This window comes from Pseudomonas putida, assembly GCF_002025705.1.
Lineage (GTDB): Bacteria > Pseudomonadota > Gammaproteobacteria > Pseudomonadales > Pseudomonadaceae > Aquipseudomonas > Aquipseudomonas putida_J.
Genome location: NZ_CP018846.1, coordinates 3,269,778 through 3,286,265, shown reverse-complemented (window position 1 = coordinate 3,286,265; position 16,488 = coordinate 3,269,778). Strand labels below are relative to the sequence as shown.

Annotated in this window: 15 protein-coding genes; 13 read left to right on the top strand and 2 right to left on the bottom strand. The window is 61.3% G+C overall.

Features of this window, described 5'->3' with window-relative positions; genetic code table 11:
• Positions 1-70 precede the first annotated feature (70 nt).
• Positions 71-562 carry a GNAT family N-acetyltransferase gene (locus BUQ73_RS14780; RefSeq protein ID WP_027918796.1) on the top strand — a complete coding sequence of 164 codons (492 nt, stop codon included), beginning with the start codon at positions 71-73 and terminating at the stop codon, positions 560-562.
• An 18-nt stretch (positions 563-580) separates the two neighbouring features.
• On the opposite strand, the gene ppk2 is transcribed toward BUQ73_RS14780, so the two are convergent.
• The gene (ppk2, locus tag BUQ73_RS14775; protein WP_079228598.1) at positions 581-1,498 is read right to left on the bottom strand and encodes a polyphosphate kinase 2; all 918 of its coding nucleotides are present in this window, start codon (positions 1,496-1,498) and stop codon (positions 581-583) included.
• A 185-nt stretch (positions 1,499-1,683) separates the two neighbouring features.
• On the opposite strand from ppk2, the gene pstS reads away from it, so the two are divergent.
• The 6 genes from pstS to BUQ73_RS14745 all read left to right on the top strand — a co-directional run bounded on the left by pstS (position 1,684) and on the right by BUQ73_RS14745 (position 6,895).
• A complete protein-coding gene (pstS, locus tag BUQ73_RS14770) occupies positions 1,684-2,712 on the top strand; it encodes a phosphate ABC transporter substrate-binding protein PstS (RefSeq protein ID WP_027918794.1) in 1,029 nt (342 codons plus the stop codon).
• A 74-nt stretch (positions 2,713-2,786) separates the two neighbouring features.
• On the top strand, positions 2,787-3,752 hold the full coding sequence (gene pstC, locus BUQ73_RS14765) for a phosphate ABC transporter permease subunit PstC (RefSeq protein WP_079228597.1): 966 nt from the start codon (positions 2,787-2,789) through the stop codon (positions 3,750-3,752).
• On the top strand, positions 3,752-4,645 hold the full coding sequence (gene pstA, locus BUQ73_RS14760; protein WP_027918792.1) for a phosphate ABC transporter permease PstA: 894 nt from the start codon (positions 3,752-3,754) through the stop codon (positions 4,643-4,645). Before pstC ends, pstA begins: the two co-directional genes overlap by 1 nt.
• A 75-nt stretch (positions 4,646-4,720) precedes the next feature.
• Positions 4,721-5,482, top strand: a complete 762-nt coding sequence (gene pstB / locus BUQ73_RS14755) for a phosphate ABC transporter ATP-binding protein PstB (protein ID WP_050437214.1) — start codon at positions 4,721-4,723, stop codon at positions 5,480-5,482.
• 94 nt (positions 5,483-5,576) lie between these two features.
• Positions 5,577-6,275 carry a hypothetical protein gene (locus tag BUQ73_RS14750; RefSeq protein ID WP_079228595.1) on the top strand — a complete coding sequence of 233 codons (699 nt, stop codon included), beginning with the start codon at positions 5,577-5,579 and terminating at the stop codon, positions 6,273-6,275.
• A complete protein-coding gene (locus BUQ73_RS14745) occupies positions 6,275-6,895 on the top strand; it encodes a hypothetical protein (protein ID WP_079228594.1) in 621 nt (206 codons plus the stop codon). The genes BUQ73_RS14750 and BUQ73_RS14745 overlap by 1 nt, the downstream gene beginning before the upstream one ends.
• 291 nt (positions 6,896-7,186) lie before the next feature.
• Here the strand turns inward: BUQ73_RS14745 and BUQ73_RS14740 are convergent, their stop codons facing one another.
• Positions 7,187-8,707 (bottom strand): NCS1 family nucleobase:cation symporter-1, encoded by a 1,521-nt coding sequence (locus BUQ73_RS14740; RefSeq protein ID WP_079228593.1) that lies wholly within the window; start codon positions 8,705-8,707, stop codon positions 7,187-7,189.
• A gap of 261 nt (positions 8,708-8,968) precedes the next feature.
• Here BUQ73_RS14740 and BUQ73_RS14735 point away from each other — a divergent pair, with 261 nt between their 5' ends.
• From BUQ73_RS14735 to BUQ73_RS14710, 6 genes are all read left to right on the top strand, one after another.
• Positions 8,969-10,003 carry a L,D-transpeptidase gene (locus tag BUQ73_RS14735; protein ID WP_079228592.1) on the top strand — a complete coding sequence of 345 codons (1,035 nt, stop codon included), beginning with the start codon at positions 8,969-8,971 and terminating at the stop codon, positions 10,001-10,003.
• A gap of 96 nt (positions 10,004-10,099) precedes the next feature.
• Complete coding sequence (locus tag BUQ73_RS14730) at positions 10,100-10,816, top strand: murein L,D-transpeptidase catalytic domain family protein (protein ID WP_079228591.1); 717 nt, start codon at positions 10,100-10,102, stop codon at positions 10,814-10,816.
• Positions 10,817-11,072: 256 nt separating this feature from the next.
• Positions 11,073-12,689 (top strand): BCCT family transporter, encoded by a 1,617-nt coding sequence (locus BUQ73_RS14725; RefSeq protein WP_079228590.1) that lies wholly within the window; start codon positions 11,073-11,075, stop codon positions 12,687-12,689.
• 131 nt (positions 12,690-12,820) lie between these two features.
• Positions 12,821-13,939, top strand: a complete 1,119-nt coding sequence (locus BUQ73_RS14720) for an aromatic ring-hydroxylating oxygenase subunit alpha (protein WP_079228589.1) — start codon at positions 12,821-12,823, stop codon at positions 13,937-13,939.
• 133 nt (positions 13,940-14,072) lie between these two features.
• Positions 14,073-15,032 (top strand): PDR/VanB family oxidoreductase, encoded by a 960-nt coding sequence (locus BUQ73_RS14715; RefSeq protein ID WP_079228588.1) that lies wholly within the window; start codon positions 14,073-14,075, stop codon positions 15,030-15,032.
• 120 nt (positions 15,033-15,152) lie between these two features.
• The gene (locus tag BUQ73_RS14710; RefSeq protein WP_079228587.1) at positions 15,153-16,241 is read left to right on the top strand and encodes a PAS domain S-box protein; all 1,089 of its coding nucleotides are present in this window, start codon (positions 15,153-15,155) and stop codon (positions 16,239-16,241) included.
• The last annotated feature ends 247 nt before the right edge of the window (positions 16,242-16,488 follow it).

Here is a 16,488-nt window from a genome sequence, read left to right as displayed (position 1 = left end):
AGGATGCGGGGTTTGCAGCCCGGCTCAATTACCCTAGTAGCACGATCATTTCATTTATGGATGCATGCCCATGAGCAACACGTCATTCCGCCAACCTGTCGTGCGTGACGCCGAGCGCTGCTTCGCGATCGAGATCGGTGCCTACGAGGGTGACGAAGCGGCCACGCTGGAAAAGATCCGCACGCGCATCAGCCAATACCCTGAAGGCTTTCTGCTGCTTGAAGATGCCCATGGCATCGTCGGCTTCATCAACAGCGGCTGCGCCCACGATGTGGTGATGTCCGACGAGGCCTTCAAGGAACTGGTCGGCCATGACCCGCTGGCGCCCAACGTGGTGATCATGTCGGTGGTGGTAGACCCGGCCCATCAGGGCAAGGGCTACGCCAAGCGGCTGATGGGCGAGTTCATCACGCGCATGAAGGCGCAGGGCAAGCAGACCATCCACCTGATGTGCAAGCAACAGCATGTCGAGCTGTACCGCAAGATGGGCTACCAGTATGTGCGGCCTTCGCCCTCGGACCACGGTGGCATGGCCTGGCATGAAATGGTCATGGTGCTCTGAGCCCGTCAGCCCGCTGTATCAGTACACTTGTGGCACGATGATGTCGCTCGGGGTCGGGTTGCGGATGTAGTCCTCTTTCCGGACCCGTTGCGGCAGCTCGATCGTCGGCACCTGCACTTCTTCATAGGGCATTTGCCCAAGCAGGTGATGGATGCAGTTGAGCCTGGCCTTCTTCTTGTCATCGGCCTGCACCACCCACCAGGGCGCTTCGGCGATGTGGGTGCGTTCGAGCATGACTTCCTTGGCCTTGGTGTAGGCCTCCCAGCGCCGACGCGACTCCAGGTCCATGGGGCTGAGTTTCCATTGCTTGAGTGGGTCATGCACGCGGCTGAGAAAGCGCAGGTGCTGTTCCTGGTCGGAAATGGAAAACCAGTACTTGATCAGCTGGATGCCCGAGCGGGCCAGCATGCGTTCGAACTCCGGCACGCTGCGGAAGAACTCTTCGTACTGGTCGTCGTTGCAAAAGCCCATGACCTTCTCGACGCCTGCGCGGTTGTACCAGCTGCGGTCGAACAGCACGATCTCGCCCGCTGCGGGCAGATGTGAAACGTAACGCTGGAAGTACCACTGCGTGCGTTCCCGGTCATTGGGTGCCGGCAGTGCCGCCACCCGGCATACCCGGGGGTTGAGGCGCTGGGTGATGCGCTTGATCACGCCGCCTTTGCCAGCCGCATCGCGGCCTTCGAACAGGATGACCACCTTGTGGCCGGTCTTCACCACCCAGCTCTGTAGCTTCACCAGCTCACCCTGCAGGCGGAACAGCTCGCGGAAGTAGGTGCGTCGTGCGGCCTTTTCGCTGCCTTCCTCCCTATGCTCGTCAAACAGCGCATCAAGGTCATGGCCGTCCTCGGCCAGTTCCAGTTCCAGCTCTTCATCACTGTGGTCCAGCAGCTCGCGATGGATGCGCCTGATCAAGGAGTGTTCGGTGGGGGACATGGCGGGCACTCGCGTCGGGGGATGATGGCAAAGTGTTTAGTCATATTTGGTTACCACGAAATGACAGCCCGCTGCCTGTCAGCCCCGTGCTAGAGGGGGGTAATACATCGACTGCCATTCAATAGTCACAAAGCTGTAACACAGCTGCTGCAAAGTGTGTCGGCCATCACACGGAGCGCTTTTCCATGATACGCCTGATGAAGTCTGCTGCACTCGCTGTTGCCGTCTCGCTTAGCGCCACTTCGGCCTTTGCCGCAGACAACGTTCGCCTGACCGGTTCCGGCGCCAGTTTCCCTGCGCCTATCTACCTGACCTGGTTCAAGGACTTCAGCAAGAACACTGCTGGCGTCACCGTTGACTACCAGTCCAAGGGGAGCGGGGCGGGTGTTCAGGACTTCCTGAACAAGACCGTCGACTTCGCAGCCAGCGACTCGGCCATGAGCGAAGCAGACATTGCCAAGGTCGGCGAGGGCGTACAGCTGCTGCCGATGACCGCCGGTGAAATCGTCCTGGCCTACAACCTGCCGGGCAACCCGAAAGGCCTGAAGCTGCCACGCGATGTGTACTCCAACATCTTCCTGGGCAAGATCACCAAGTGGAACGACCCACTGATCGCCAAGGCCAACCCAGGCCTGAAGCTGCCTGATCTGCCGATCACCGTGGTCGTGCGTGCCGACTCCAGCGGTACCAACGCCGTCTTCACCAAGCACCTGTCGGCCATCAATGCCGACTTCAAGAAAGACCTGGGCGAAGGCAACACCGTCAACTGGCCGGCCACCGACAAGTTCATCAAGTCGCCGAAAAACGACGGCGTGACCGCCACCGTTCGCCAGACCCCGGGCGCCATCGGTTACATCGAATACGGCTTCGCCAAGCTGGCCAAGGTCGACTTCGCCGAGCTGGAAAACAAGGCCGGCCAATACGTCGTGCCGAACGCCGAGAGCGGTGCCGAAGCACTGGCTGCGGTGAAAATGCCGGAAAACCTGATTGCTCACCTGCCGGACCCGGAAGGTGCCAAGTCCTACCCGATCACTTCCTACACCTGGATGATCTTCCGCAAGGACAACGGCAGCCCGGAAAAGGCCAAGGCCATGCGTGACATGGTCGAGTACGGCCTGACCCACGGTCAGAAGATCGCCGACTCGATGGGCTACATCCCGCTGCCACCGTCGGTTGTCGACGAAGTGCGCAAAGCGTCGCAAAGCATCCAGTAATGCCTTCAGGCGCTCCCGGCGTGGTGTGACCCACCTTGCCGGGCGTGTTTGCCCTTAGTCCCGGAATCAGCCAAATGAACACACCTTTTGCCATACCGGATAACCCAGACTCCGCGTGCCAGCCGCCGTCCACCAAGGACTTCCTGGTCGATCGCACCTTCCGTGCCCTTGCACGTATCGGTGTGGTGCTGATTCTCGCGCTGGTTTTCGCGTTGGTATATGAAGTAGGACGCAAAGCACTTCCAGGAATGGAAAAGCACGGTTTCGACGTGCTGTTCGGCAGTGTGTGGGACGTCAACCAGGGCAAATACGGCATTTTGCCCGCCATCTGGGGCACGCTTTACAGCGCCCTGATCGCCTTGTTGATCGCAGGTTTCTTCGGCGTCAGCATGGCCATTTTCCTTACCCAGGATTTCTTGCCGGCGAGGCTCGCCGCGGTGTTTCGCACCATCGTCGAGCTGCTCGCCGCCATCCCCAGCGTCGTTTATGGCCTGTGGGGCATCTATGTAGTGATTCCGGCCATCCGGCCGCTGACCGCCTGGCTGAACAGCGAGCTGGGCTGGATCCCGTTCTTCGGCACCTCCCTGAGTGGCCCCGGCCTGCTGCCGGCGGCGTTGGTGCTGGCGATCATGATCCTGCCGACCATTGCCGCCGTTTCCCAGGATGCGCTGACCAGCGTGCCGATGAAGACCAAGCAGGCAGCCTATGGCATGGGCACCACCCATTGGGAAGCCATCCTCAAGGTGATGGTGCCGTCGGCCGCCACCGGCATCTTCGGCTCGCTGGTGCTGGGCCTTGGCCGCGCACTGGGCGAAACCATGGCCCTGGCGATGCTGGTCGGTAACGCCAACACCATCACCCTGTCCCTGTTTGCCCCGGCCAACACGCTGGCAGCCTTGCTGGCGCTGAACTTCCCTGAGGCCGGGCCGAACGAGATCGAGGTGCTGATGTACGCCGCCCTGGTCCTGATGTTCATCACCTTGCTGGTGAACGTGTTCGGTTCGATGATCATGCTCTACGCCCAGCGGGGTAACAAATAATGACTGACCTCACAGCGGCAACTACTGCATTGCCCAGCCTGCAGCGTCGCTTCGAAGGCCGCGCCCTGCGCAGCCTGGTGCTGACCTCCACGGTCTGGTGCGTGGCCCTGCTGGCCAGCGTGCCCCTGATTTCCGTGCTGTACATGCTGATCACCCGCGGCGGTGCACGGCTGAGCCTGGAAGTGTTCACCGAGCTGCCACCCACCGGTTTCGAGATGGGCGGTGGTTTTGGTAACGCCTTGGCCGGTACCTTCGTCATGGTCGGCATCGCCGCAGCCATCGCGGTGCCGGTCGGCATCCTGGCGGCGGTGTTCCTCGCCGAACTCGGGCCCGAGAGCAAGCTGGCGAACGCTTCGCGCTTCGCGGCAAAAATGCTCACCGGCCTGCCGTCGATCCTTGCCGGTGTATTCGCCTACGCCCTGGTGGTGATGACCACCGGTACCTACTCGGCCCCGGCCGGTGGCGTGGCGCTGGCGGTACTGATGCTGCCGATCGTCGTGCTGACCGCTGAAGAAGCCATGAAGATGGTGCCCAAGATCATGAAGGACGCCGCTTACGGCATGGGTTGCACCCGCGCCCAGGTGATCTGGAAGATCGTCCTGCCAACCGGCATGCCGGCCATCCTTACCGGCGTCATGCTGGCCGTGGCCCGCGCAGCTGGTGAAACGGCACCGCTGCTGTTCACCGCACTGTTCAGCAACTACTGGATCTACCACGACGGCAGCCTGGCCGTCATGAACCCTACGGCATCGCTTGCCGTACTGATCTACAACTTCTCCGGCATGCCGTTCGACAACCAGCTGGAGCTCGCCTGGGCGGCCTCGCTGGTGTTGGTGATGATCGTGCTGGTAGTCAACATTCTTAGCCGTATTTTCGGCAAGCCCAAGTACTGAGAAAGGGAGCATTCGACCGTGAACGTATCTACAGCGCAAAGAGCCGCTCCCTTGGTCAGCGAAGCGCCAATTGTCATGGACTGCAAGCTGGACAAGATTTTCTACGGCAACTTCATGGCGGTCCGCGACAGCCACGTACCGATCAGGAAAAACGAGATCACCGGTTTCATCGGCCCGTCCGGCTGCGGCAAGAGTACCGTGCTGCGCAGCCTCAACCGCATGAACGACCTGGTCAAAGGCTTCCGCTTCGAAGGCCATGTGCACTTCCTTGGCCAGGATGTCTACGGCAAGGGCGTGGACCCGGTGGTGGTGCGCCGTTACATCGGCATGGTGTTCCAGCAGCCAAACCCGTTCTCGATGAGCATCTTCGACAACGTCGCCTTCGGCCTGCGCCTGAACCGCTACAAGGGCGACATCGGCGACCGCGTCAAGCACGCCCTGCAAGGCGCTGCGCTGTGGGATGAGGTCAAGGACAAGCTCAAGGTCAGCGGCCTGTCGCTGTCCGGCGGCCAGCAGCAGCGCCTGTGCATCGCCCGCGCGATCGCCACCGAGCCTGAAGTGCTACTGCTCGACGAGCCGTGCTCGGCACTCGACCCGATCGCCACGCGCCGGGTGGAAGAGCTGATGGTCGAGCTGAAGAAGGACTACACCATCGCCCTGGTGACCCACAACATGCAGCAGGCGATTCGTGTGGCCGACACCACCGCGTTCTTCTCGGTCGACATCTCCCAGGGTACCCGCACCGGTTACCTGGTAGAGATGGGCCCGACCACGCAGATCTTCCAGAATCCGCGTGAACAGCTGACCAGTGACTACATCAGCGGCAAGTTCAGCTGAGCCAGCGGCACCCGCCCGGCGACCCACCCCGCAGGCCAGGAAGGCCGAGCGGGGTGGGTCGCTTTCACGATTGTTCTGTTTCAAGAGATTACCAATGGATGCGACATGTCGTCTTGACCTGCCAGCGGTAGAGCGCGCACTGCGCGAAGTGCAGGGCCGCTTTGCCGAACTCAGCCAGCACTTCACCGAGCCGCGTGATCCATTCACCGACGAGGTGCTGTTCAATGTGCTTGAAGGCTATGCCTTGATTGACGACTATGTCGCACGGGGTGTGGACCTGTTCGACCTGCAGCAGCTGAACCTGATGCTGGAGATCAACGCCACCGTGCTGTGCGGCAGCGACCCGGCACGCCGCCGCGAGTTCGCCCCACACCTCGAGGCCACTGAGGCACGCTTTTTCAACAACGTCGAAGGCGGCATCAAGGACCTGTACAACTGGTACTGCTCGTACCGCAGCGAGTCGATCTGGAAGCGGGCAGCCGGTGTCTATGTACGCATCCTCAGCAAGCCGCAACTGTTCATCGAGGGCAACAACCGCACGGGGTCGCTCATCGTCAGCTACCTGCTGATGCGTGCAGGGTTGCCGCCGTTCGTGTTGACGCTGGACAACGCCGAGGGCTACTTCAACCCGTCCTCGGTCATTCGCAACTCCGCCAAGCATGGTGTGAAGGCTTTGTACGAATTGCCCAAGATCAAGAAAAAGTACGCAGCCTTCCTCGAAGCGAAGGCGCCTGAACCCGACAAGTTCTTCCTGCGCGGCACCTGCGTGCCGGCCCGTCAGGGGAGCCGATGATGGAAAGGTATTCGATGCTAGAGCAAGGCAAGACCAGTGGGCGACGTGCGTGGCAAGCCATCGGGCGCAAATTCAGGCGCCCGCAGATGCGCATTTCCTTCGATATCGATGACACACTGGCCTGCCTGCCTCACCACGCCGATGAAGAACACAGCAAGCTGCCGACGTTCATCCACCGCTGGCTGGGCGAACCGCTGCGCAGCGGCACGCGTTCACTGATCCGCGACCTGCGCCGCCAGGGCTGCAGCATCTGGATCTACACCTCTTCGGGGCGCACACCGGCCTATATCCGCCGCTGGTTGATGCTTTACGGCATCCACGTCGACGGCGTGGTCAACAGCGATCGCCACCAGCACGTCTTGTCGCTGCACGGGCTTGAAAATGCCCCCTCGAAGTACCCACCGGCGTTCGACATCGACTTGCACGTCGATGATTCCGAAGGGGTCGGCATCGAGGGCTATGACCACGGTTTCCGTGTGGTCGTGGTCAACCCGGAAGATGACAGCTGGGCGCAGAAGGTCATGGATGCCGCTGAACAGGTGCAGGCCCAGCTGGCCTGGCAGCAACCCCAGCGGTACGAGGCACCGACGCCGCGGCGTTCGCAAGCGCTGGCTTCCTGACTGTCCGAGTGGGCCCGATAAAGCAGAGAGATGCAGCGCCTGTGAGATCGAGCGCCGCCCGCGCGGCGCATCGCGGATAAATCCGCTCCTACATCTGTTGCAACGTGGCCATGCCTATGAGGCCATGGTTGTCAGCCGGTTTGCACAGCTTCAAGTCATGCGCCAGGGCGGGCAACCATGGCGTAACAGGTTCGGCACGTTGCAACAGGTGTAGGAGCGGATTTATCCGCGATGCGCCGCGCGGGCGGCGCTCGATCTCACAGGTACTGCACATCTGACGGCAGGCAAAACTCAGTGGTGCGCGCTGTCCACGGCGATGCTTTCGCCAGACACTTCCAGGTACCGGGTGCTGCGGTTGGCGAGGGCGTAGTGGATCAGCCCGCCCAGGCCGGCGCCAAAGAACCAGGAGAACTGCGACAGCGTTTCGAATGCCGGCACCAACGCCAGCAGGATGGCGATCAGCGAGGCCGGGACAAACGCCGCCACAGCACGCAGGTTGACCCCGCCGCGATAGTGATAGGCGCCCTCGGGGCTTTCACTGTACAGCTGCGGCAGGTTTACCCGGCTGCGGCGTACCAGGTAGTAATCGGTGACCATGATGCCGTACAGCGGGCCGAGCAGGGCACCCAGGCCGCCGAGGAAATACACGATCACCGACGGGCTGTTGTACAGGTGCCAGGGCAGGATCAGCACTGCGATGGTGGCGCTCAGCAAGCCCGCGCGGCGGAAGTTCAGCACCTTCGGTGCCAGGTTGGTGAGCACGAAAGCCGGGGCTACAAAGTTGGCCATGATGTTCACCGCCACGGTGACGAGCAGGAAGGCCAGGCAGGCCAGCACCAGGCCTGCGGTGTTGGGGATGGCGGCGACGATTTCGCTCGGGCTCTGTACCAGCTTGCCGTCGATGCTGAACTGCGCACCGGCGAGCACCACGGCGATCAGCGCGAAGCCGAGCATGTTCACCGGCAGGCCCCAGAAATTGCCCACGCTGATCGTGCGACGGTCCGGGCAGTTACGGGTGAAATCGCAGAAGTTGAGGATCATGGTGCCGTACAGCGAGACCCACAGCGCCGCGGCACCGAGCACTTTCAGCCACATCGTGGGGCCGGTCGGCGCGTTGCCGCTGGACCAGGCGATCGACAGCCCACTGCGCCAATACATCCAGCCCGCCAGGCCGGTGAAGGCGACCAGGATGATCGGCCCGGCGAGGGATTCGAAGCGGCGTACCATCTCCATGCCGTAGGCGAAGATCGCCACTTGCACGCACCAGATGCCGAGGAAGGTGACCCAGCCCAGGGTCGACAGGCCAAGCATCGAGTTCTGGTCATAGGGCTTGAGGTCTGGCGCGATGGCGGTGAGCAGGACGCGCAGCACTACCGAGGCGAGGTAGGTCTGGATACCGAACCAGGCGATGGCGATCACCGCGCGGATCAGTGCCGGGATCTGGGCACCGTGGATGCCAAAGCTGATCCGGCACATGACGGGGTAGGGCAGGCCGGTCTTCTGCCCCATGTAGCCGGACAGGTTCATCAGGCCGTAGATCACCAGTGCACCCAGCGCGAAGGCGGCGAGGATCTGCGCACCGCTCATGCCCAGGGCGAACAGGCCGATGGCGAAGGAGTAGTTGGCGATGTTGTGCACATCATTGGTCCACAGGGCAAACAGGCTGTAGCGCCCCCAGGTGCGGTTTGCCGCGCGGGTCGGAGCAAGGTCGGCACTGTACAGGCGCGGGCTCAGTTGCAGTTGACTGGGGTCAGCCGTCTCGGCGGGGAGATCGGCAAGCTGGCCAACATCGGAACGGGAAATCGACGCCATCGGGACTCCATGATGGTTGTGTACTTTTATTGTTGGTATTTGTATACAAACAAGATTCGTACCAACCCGTGAGCGGGGATGGGATTCACGGTCACGGCGCGTTTTTGCCTGCCAGGTGCCTAGCTGCCTGAGCTTTCATGTGGGAATTATGTGCACGTTTACTGTGCACAGTTGTTACCTCGCGCACTCGACGTGTCGAACAAGTGGCTTGCAAGGGTTGTTCAGAATAAGCTTGTGGCAGGTTGCCATGGAGGTCAGTCGATGTCGCATCTACCGCTAGCGCTGGGTCTGTTGCTTGCCGCCACCTTGGTCGAGGCGGCGCCGCTGCAGGTGCCCACCCCAGCCGCACTCAGGACCCAGCTCGACAGCCTCAAGCCTGGCCAGTTTCTCTGGTACCCGCAGGTCTCGCCGGTGGGGCCGGTGACGGTGGTGGTCAGCCTCACCGAGCAACGCGCCTATGTCTATCGCAACGGCATCGCCATTGGCGTCAGCACGGTGAGCAGCGGCAAGGCCGGCCGGGAAACCCCCACGGGGGTATTCAGCATTCTGCAGAAGAAGGTCGAGCACCAGTCCAGCCTCTACAACAGCGCACCGATGCCCTACATGGAGCGGCTGACCTGGGACGGTATCGCCCTGCATGCAGGGCACCTGCCGGGCTACCCAGCCTCCCATGGTTGCGTGCGCCTGCCGTTGGAGTTTGCCAAGAAGCTGTATGAGGTCACCGGTTTCAGTTCGACCACGGTCATCGTGTCCGATACCCACAGTGCGCCGGTGGAGGTTTACCACCCCGGCGTGCTGGCGCCTACGGTCAGCGCAGGCAAGGCCCAGGGCCCGCTGGTACTGAGTAACCAGCAGTTCTGGAACGACCCGGACCCGGCATCAGGGCCGCTGTCGATCCTGGTCAGCCGCGCTGACCGCCGCGCCTACGTGTATCGCGGTGGCCAGTTGATCGGCTCGGCACCCGCCCTTTCGCTTGAAGAAAGCCAGCATCGCAGTGGCATGGCGGTTTACTCGCTGCTGCAAAAACCATCCGCCCTGGCGCTCGATGACGGGCTACCCTTACGGTGGTCGGTGGTGGGCCTGAGCAACCCGGAATACGGGAGTACGCCTTATGAACAACTGGGGCAACTGAACATCAACCCGGAGTTCCGCCGTCATCTGCGTGCGGCGATGGATGTCGGCACGATGCTGGTGATCACCGATTGGGCGTCTACCCGGGAAACTCGCAGCGACGGGAAATTCACTGTGATCACCACCGACGACGATGAAGAACTTAAGCCGTTGGTCAAGAAATGATCGGCATTGCGGTAGAAATCAAGCAAAGTGGTGGCTTTTGGCCTTAAACCGACGGTTTTTTTAGCTGACCGGTTCAGGTCTTTACCAGGGTAATCCATGTCGATTTTCGATCCTTTGCAGGGAGCCATCCGGCTCTCGGTGGCCAGTATTGGCCTGTTTTTGCTCGGCGCCTGGCACAGTGCCCAGGCGCAGCCCCTGCCCAGCGCCGCCGAGCTGCAGCAGCTTGCGCCGAACGCCAGCCTTTCGACCTTGACCCTGGCACTGAGTGCCTACGCCTGCGCCAGCCACAGCGAGGCGGACAAGTTGCTGACGGTGATCGATTACTCCAAGGCTTCGCGTGACAAGCGGCTTTGGGTGTTCGACTTGCGCGCACGCAAACTGTTGTTCGAGGAATGGGTCGCCCATGGCAAGAACAGCGGCGCCGATGTGCCGACCCTGTTCTCCAATGCCCCGAACAGTTACCAATCCTCCATCGGCCTGTATGAAACCGGCCAGACCTACAGCGGCAAGCACGGCCGCTCGTTGCGCCTGCAGGGGCTTGAGCCGGGCTTCAACGACAACAGCATGTCGCGGGCGATTGTCATGCACGCCGCCGCGTATGCCGACCCCAAGGTCGTTCCCGGCCTCGGTCGCCTGGGGCGCAGCCAGGGCTGCCCTGCCGTGCGGCCGGCCATTGCCGGCAAGCTGATCGACACGCTGCAACACGGTAGCTATGTGTTTGCCTACTACCCGCAGCAGGACTGGCTGAAGAAGTCGCGCTTTCTCAACGCCCAGAGCTGCCCGCTGGCGGGGCACTCGATCGCCAGCAAATAGCGAGCGAGGCAGCGCGAGGCTTCTTGCGCCAGTGCTCCAACCTGTCCCGCAACACCCATCGCCCGGTGACCCGATCACCGGGCGATTTTTATCAGCCTCAGACTCTTGCGAAACGCAGAAATTGTCCGCAGACTGTTAACCAGTGGATTGCAGTTAACCAGTGGTTACGAATCTATTGCGAAGCTAAGGAGGGCGTCGCCATCCCGAGCCTGCGTTGGATGTGACAAAAAAACAAAAACGTCCCTGGAGTCACTTGATGTCTTACCTCAACAAAAAGGTTGATGTGTTCCTCATCACCATGAGCCTGATCGCTGTGCTGCTGACGGTGATCGGCCTGGCCGCCTTCCCCGAGCAGGCCGGCATTGCTGCCAATCAACTGTTCGAATGGGCCACCCGGTCCTTTGGCACTGCGGTGCAGATGCTCATCTTCGCCAGCACGCTGGCCGTGCTGTGCATTGCCTTCAGCAAGTACGGCAACATTCGCCTGGGCGCCGGCAAGCCTGAATACGCCACCCTGACCTGGGTGTTCATGTTCATCTGTGCGGGCATGGGCTCCTCGACCCTGTACTGGGGCGTGATGGAGTGGGCCTACTACTACCAGACCCCCGGCCTGAACATTGCCGCGCAGTCGCGTGAAGCCCTGGAATACAGCGTCAGCTATTCGTTCTTCCACTGGGGCATCAGCGCCTGGTCGATCTACGCGCTGGCGTCGCTGGCCATGGCCTACCACTTCCACGTGCGCAAGAAGAGCGGGCTGAACCTCGCCTCGATCGTCGAGGCGGTAACCGGGCTCAAGGCGACCGGGCCTGTGGGCCGACTTGTCGACCTGATCTTCCTGCTGACCATGATGGGCGCGCTGACGGTTTCCCTGGCACTTACCGCTTCGACGCTGACCCGCGGCCTGTCGGGCCTTGTAGGCACGCCCGACACCTTCGCGGTCCAGGTGATGCTGATCGGCGTGATTGCGATCCTGTTCTCGCTAAGCTCGTACATCGGCATCGACGGCGGGCTGCAGAAGCTCAGCAAGATCGTCTGCTATGGCGCGCTGGTGTTCGCCGCCGTGGTGCTGCTGGTAGGCCCGACCCAGTTCACCATCAACAACACGGCCAACGGCATTGGCCTGATGATCCAGAACTACGTGCACATGAGCCTGTTCACCGACCCGGCCGGTGAGGGTGAATTCACCCGTAACTGGACCGTGTTCTATTGGCTGTGGTGGGTGTCGTATGCACCTGGCGTTGCGATGTTCGTCACCCGCGTATCGCGCGGCCGGCAGATCAAGGAAGTGGTATTGGCGCTGATCATGGGCGGCAGTGTCGGCTGCTGGTTCTTCTTCGGCGCGCTGGAAAGCTACAGCATGCACCAGTTCATCACTGGCGCGATCGACGTACCGAAGATCCTCACCGAACACGGCGGCGAGAGTGCCGTTGAAGCGGTGGTCATGGGCCTGCCGTGGGGCAAGGTGTTCATGGCGGTGTACCTGTTCATCATGGCGGTGTTCTGTGCCTCGCACATGGACGCTGCGGCTTATGCCGTCGCCGCCACCAGTACGCGTAACCTGCAGGACGGTGAAGATCCGTCGCCCACGCACCGCCTGTTCTGGTGCGTGACCCTGACCCTGGTGCCGCTGGCCATGCTGTTCGCGAAAGCCTCGTTGTCCACCATGAAGACGGCAGTGGTGCTCACCGCCATTCCGTTTACCGTGATCCTGCTGATCAAGGTGTATGGCTTCTTCAAATGGATGCTGGCCGACTACGGCTCGGTACCGGCTCATCGCATCGAGGAAGAAGCCGCTGCCATGGCGCGCGAAGAGCACGTCGTCAGCGAGCACCCCGTGCCCCGGCCAGTCGCCGCAGCAGCCGAGCTGGCGTGATGATTTCCTGCGCGGTGTCGCCTACCCCTCGGTTGATACCGCCGCAGGCTTTTTTTTGCCTGACCTGTTAACTGGTGGATGCCAGTTAACCATGAATTACAAGATGCGCAACGCGCAGTCTGGAGATAGAGATGACCAAGTTCCAACGCCTGCCAGCTGATTTCTGCCACGACCATGAGAAAGCGTTCACCATCCCGGCCACCTTCTACACCAACAAGGAGGTCTTCGAGCACGAGAAGGAGCAGATCTTCGCCAAAAGCTGGATTTGTGTCGGCCATCGCAGTGAAGTGGCCGAGAACAATGCCTACATCACCCGCGAGGTGATTGGCGAGAGCATCATCGTCATCCGTGGTCGCGACAGCGTTTTGCGCGCCTTCTACAACGTGTGCCCGCACCGCGGCCACCAACTGCTGGAAGGCAGCGGCAAGGCCAAGAACGTGATCGCCTGCCCGTACCATGCCTGGACCTTCAAGCTCGACGGCGACCTCACCCACGTGCGCAACTGCGACCAGGTCGAGGCGTTCGACAAAGGTGATTACAGCCTCGTCCAGCTGCGCGTCGAGGAGTATGCCGGCTTCATCTTCATCAACATGGACAACGCGGCGGGGTCTGTGGAAGAGCAGCTGCCCGGCCTGCAGCAGCGGATGCGCGAAGCCTGCAGCGTGATCGACGATCTGCAGCTGGCGGCACGCTTTGTCAGCCACACACCGGCAAACTGGAAGTCCATTGTCGACAACTACCTGGAGTGCTACCACTGCGGCCCGGCGCACCCAAGTTTCGCCGACTCGGTAGACGTGGGCCAGTACGGGCACACACTGCACGGCAACTGGACGCTGCAGTACGGCGTCGCCAAGTCGTCCGAGCAGTCGTTCAAGGTCGACGAGTCTGTCACCGACCCATCCTTTGCAGGTTTCTGGGCCTGGCCGTGCACCATGTTCAACGTGCCGCCGGGAGCCAACTTCATGACCTGCATCTATGAGTTCCCGGTCGATGCCGAAACCACCTTGCAGCACTACGACATCTATTTCCTGAACAAGGACATCACCCCGGAACAGCAAGTGCTGATCGACTGGTACCGCGATGTGTTCCGCCCTGAAGACCTGCGCCTGGTCGAGAGCGTGCAGAAGGGCCTGAAGTCGCGGGGCTACCGTGGGCAAGGGCGGATCATGGTCGACAAAGAGCGCTCCGGCATCAGCGAGCATGGTATCGCTCACTTCCACAACCTGATTGCGGTTGCCCATCTGGACTGACCTTGAGCCCCGGCGATAAAGGCCGGGGACGTTCCTACCAATCGTTCATTTCGGAGCTGTGATGCGTTGCAGGATCCGAAGCAGTAATGCCAGGGCGGCGGGGCCGCCGCCCTGCGCGGAGTTGAGGTGCAAGATGGCCAGTGTTTACGAGATGTTCAATGTGCAGGTGCTCGAGGTCGAACAGGCGACGCCACAGATCAAGCGCTTCACCCTTGCGCGCGCTGACGGCCAGCCCATGCCGGCCTTCACCGGTGGTAGCCACGTGATCGTGAAGATGGCTGATGGCCTCAGCAACGCCTATTCCTTGATGAGCGACCCCAGGGACCTGTCGCACTACCAGATCGGCGTGCGCCTGGAAGAGCAATCCAAGGGCGGCTCGGCCTTCATGCATGAGCAGGTCGAAGTGGGTAGCGAGCTCACCATCTCGACACCGAACAACCTGTTCGGTCTCGACGCCTCTGCCGGCAAGCACGTGATGATTGCTGGTGGTATCGGCATTACCCCCTTCATGTCGCAACTGCACGAGTTGGAAGGAGGGGATACCCCTTACGAGCTGCACTACGCCTTCCGCAGCCCAGATCACGGCGCATTCCACGGGCAACTGGTGGATGGCCCCCATGCAGCCAGTGTCAGTGTGTACGTCGACAGCCTTGGGCGCCGCCTGGACCTGCAGGCGCTGTTCGCTGGCATGAGCGAGGACGCGCACGTTTATGTTTGCGGCCCCAAGCCGCTGATCGATGCGGTGGTGGAAGGGGCCAAAGCCGCAGGCATTGCTGATGCCCGAGTGCATTTCGAGCAGTTCGCAGCCACCCCGGCTGCTGGCGGCGCATTTACCCTGGTGCTCGGCAAGTCCGGCCGCGAACTCCAGGTGGAAGAGGGTATGACCATCATCCAGGCCATTGAAAACGTCAAGGCCGCCCAGGTCGAATGCCTGTGCCGGGAAGGCGTTTGCGGTACCTGTGAAACGGCCATCCTCGAGGGTGAGGCCGAGCACTTTGACCAATACCTTTCCGATGAAGAGAAAGCATCCCAGCAAACCCTGATGATCTGCGTTTCCAGGGCACGTGGTTCACGGTTGGTCATCGACCTCTGAGCCGCTCTCTCCGTCAAACGGCGGCACCGGTCCTGGCCTAGGGTTTGCCATGCACGTCTGTCATCCATGGGTTGACAGATGTGTATACTGGCGGCCAAGCACTCCCAGGACCGCCCCCTCATGCAGGAAAACAGCTTCGCCTTCCGTCTCAAGGAATTGCTGGAACACAACAAGCTGACGCTTCAGGCCGTCGGTACCGCCCTGGGTATCTCCCGCACCGCTGTCCACAAATGGACCAAGGGTGGGGAAATCGACTACGACAACCTGCGCAAGCTGGCTGACTTTCTGCGGGTGAACTGGATCTGGCTGCGTTATGGCCAGGAGGCCTTGAGCAGTGTGCAGCAAGTAGAACCCGTCGAGCTGCCAATGACCGACCTGCGCCGGCGTTACGCCGCCGAGATCATGGAGAGCGAAGCGCGGATGAAGCTGGCCCAGGAAGCCGCGCGCATCGTGACCTGGGAATGGAACCTGATCAGCGACGAACTGACCTACTCGTCTAACGTCGAGGACGTTTACGGCTGGACCATCAGCTCGAACCAGGACTTCTGGAGCCATCTCCCCGACGAGGACGTCGAGGCGATGCAGGCGATGTATGACCGCATCATCCGCTCGGGTGAAAACTGCGATTACGATTATCGGATGTACCAGCCTGATGGCAGCGTGCGCTGGATCTCGTCGCGCTCGACGGTGGTGCACGACGCTGCAGGCCGGCCCATCAAGATCGTCGGCATCAGCATGGATAACACCGCTCGCAAGCTGACCGAGGAAGCGCTGCGCACCAGCGAGGAGCGGTTCCGCACGATCTTCGAGTTGAGTGAAGGCGCGCTCGCCTTCATTCATCTGGATGGGCGTTTGCAGCGCGTCAACGACAGCCTGTGTGCGCTGCTCGGCTACAGCCAGCAGGATTTGTACGCACTGAATGTTCAACAGATCACCCACCCCGATGACCTGCAGGGCAACCTGAGCCTGCTTGTCCAGTTGCTGGCCGGGTCGATCAACCGCTACGTGGTCGAGAAGCGCGTACGCTGTGGCGATGGCAGCTACAAGTGGGTGAGGGTGCGCACCTCCATCCAGCGGCAGTCCGACGGCTCTGCCGATTACCTCATCAGCGTTTTCGAAGACATCAACGCGGCCAAGGCCGAACAGCAGGAACTGCTGCACAAGATCGAATCGTTGCAAGCGAAGCTGGCGGGTAGCCTGATCTCATAGGGTAATCAGCGACGCCGTTGGTCACCTGCGAACGCACGTTGGGCTCAGAGGTTCAAACTGCGATGTGCGACTCTGAACGGAGGCGTACGACAACGAGCACAGCCATACCAAGCGCAATGACTGCAGCGCTGCTAGGTGCAGTCTGCCTGCCAACATTTGCAGGTTCCACCGACGAAGTCGACAGCACATCTGGCTATATGGAAGCCGTCGAGAGAAGCAGTTCACACTCGATGCTTCCCAGCGCGCC

Bases quoted from the DNA above. Each gene is read 5' to 3' on its own strand.
- BUQ73_RS14710 (WP_079228587.1), top strand. From the start codon at position 15,153: ATGCAGGAAAACAGCTTCGCCTTCCGTCTCAAGGAATTGCTGGAACAC.
- BUQ73_RS14750 (WP_079228595.1), top strand. From the start codon at position 5,577: ATGGATGCGACATGTCGTCTTGACCTGCCAGCGGTAGAGCGCGCACTG.
- BUQ73_RS14725 (WP_079228590.1), top strand. From the start codon at position 11,073: ATGTCTTACCTCAACAAAAAGGTTGATGTGTTCCTCATCACCATGAGC.
- BUQ73_RS14735 (WP_079228592.1), top strand. From the start codon at position 8,969: ATGTCGCATCTACCGCTAGCGCTGGGTCTGTTGCTTGCCGCCACCTTG.
- ppk2 (WP_079228598.1), bottom strand. From the start codon at position 1,498: ATGTCCCCCACCGAACACTCCTTGATCAGGCGCATCCATCGCGAGCTG.
- BUQ73_RS14715 (WP_079228588.1), top strand. From the start codon at position 14,073: ATGGCCAGTGTTTACGAGATGTTCAATGTGCAGGTGCTCGAGGTCGAA.
- pstC (WP_079228597.1), top strand. From the start codon at position 2,787: ATGAACACACCTTTTGCCATACCGGATAACCCAGACTCCGCGTGCCAG.
- BUQ73_RS14780 (WP_027918796.1), top strand. From the start codon at position 71: ATGAGCAACACGTCATTCCGCCAACCTGTCGTGCGTGACGCCGAGCGC.
- BUQ73_RS14740 (WP_079228593.1), bottom strand. From the start codon at position 8,707: ATGGCGTCGATTTCCCGTTCCGATGTTGGCCAGCTTGCCGATCTCCCC.
- BUQ73_RS14745 (WP_079228594.1), top strand. From the start codon at position 6,275: ATGGAAAGGTATTCGATGCTAGAGCAAGGCAAGACCAGTGGGCGACGT.
- BUQ73_RS14730 (WP_079228591.1), top strand. From the start codon at position 10,100: ATGTCGATTTTCGATCCTTTGCAGGGAGCCATCCGGCTCTCGGTGGCC.
- BUQ73_RS14720 (WP_079228589.1), top strand. From the start codon at position 12,821: ATGACCAAGTTCCAACGCCTGCCAGCTGATTTCTGCCACGACCATGAG.
- pstS (WP_027918794.1), top strand. From the start codon at position 1,684: ATGATACGCCTGATGAAGTCTGCTGCACTCGCTGTTGCCGTCTCGCTT.
- pstA (WP_027918792.1), top strand. From the start codon at position 3,752: ATGACTGACCTCACAGCGGCAACTACTGCATTGCCCAGCCTGCAGCGT.
- pstB (WP_050437214.1), top strand. From the start codon at position 4,721: ATGGACTGCAAGCTGGACAAGATTTTCTACGGCAACTTCATGGCGGTC.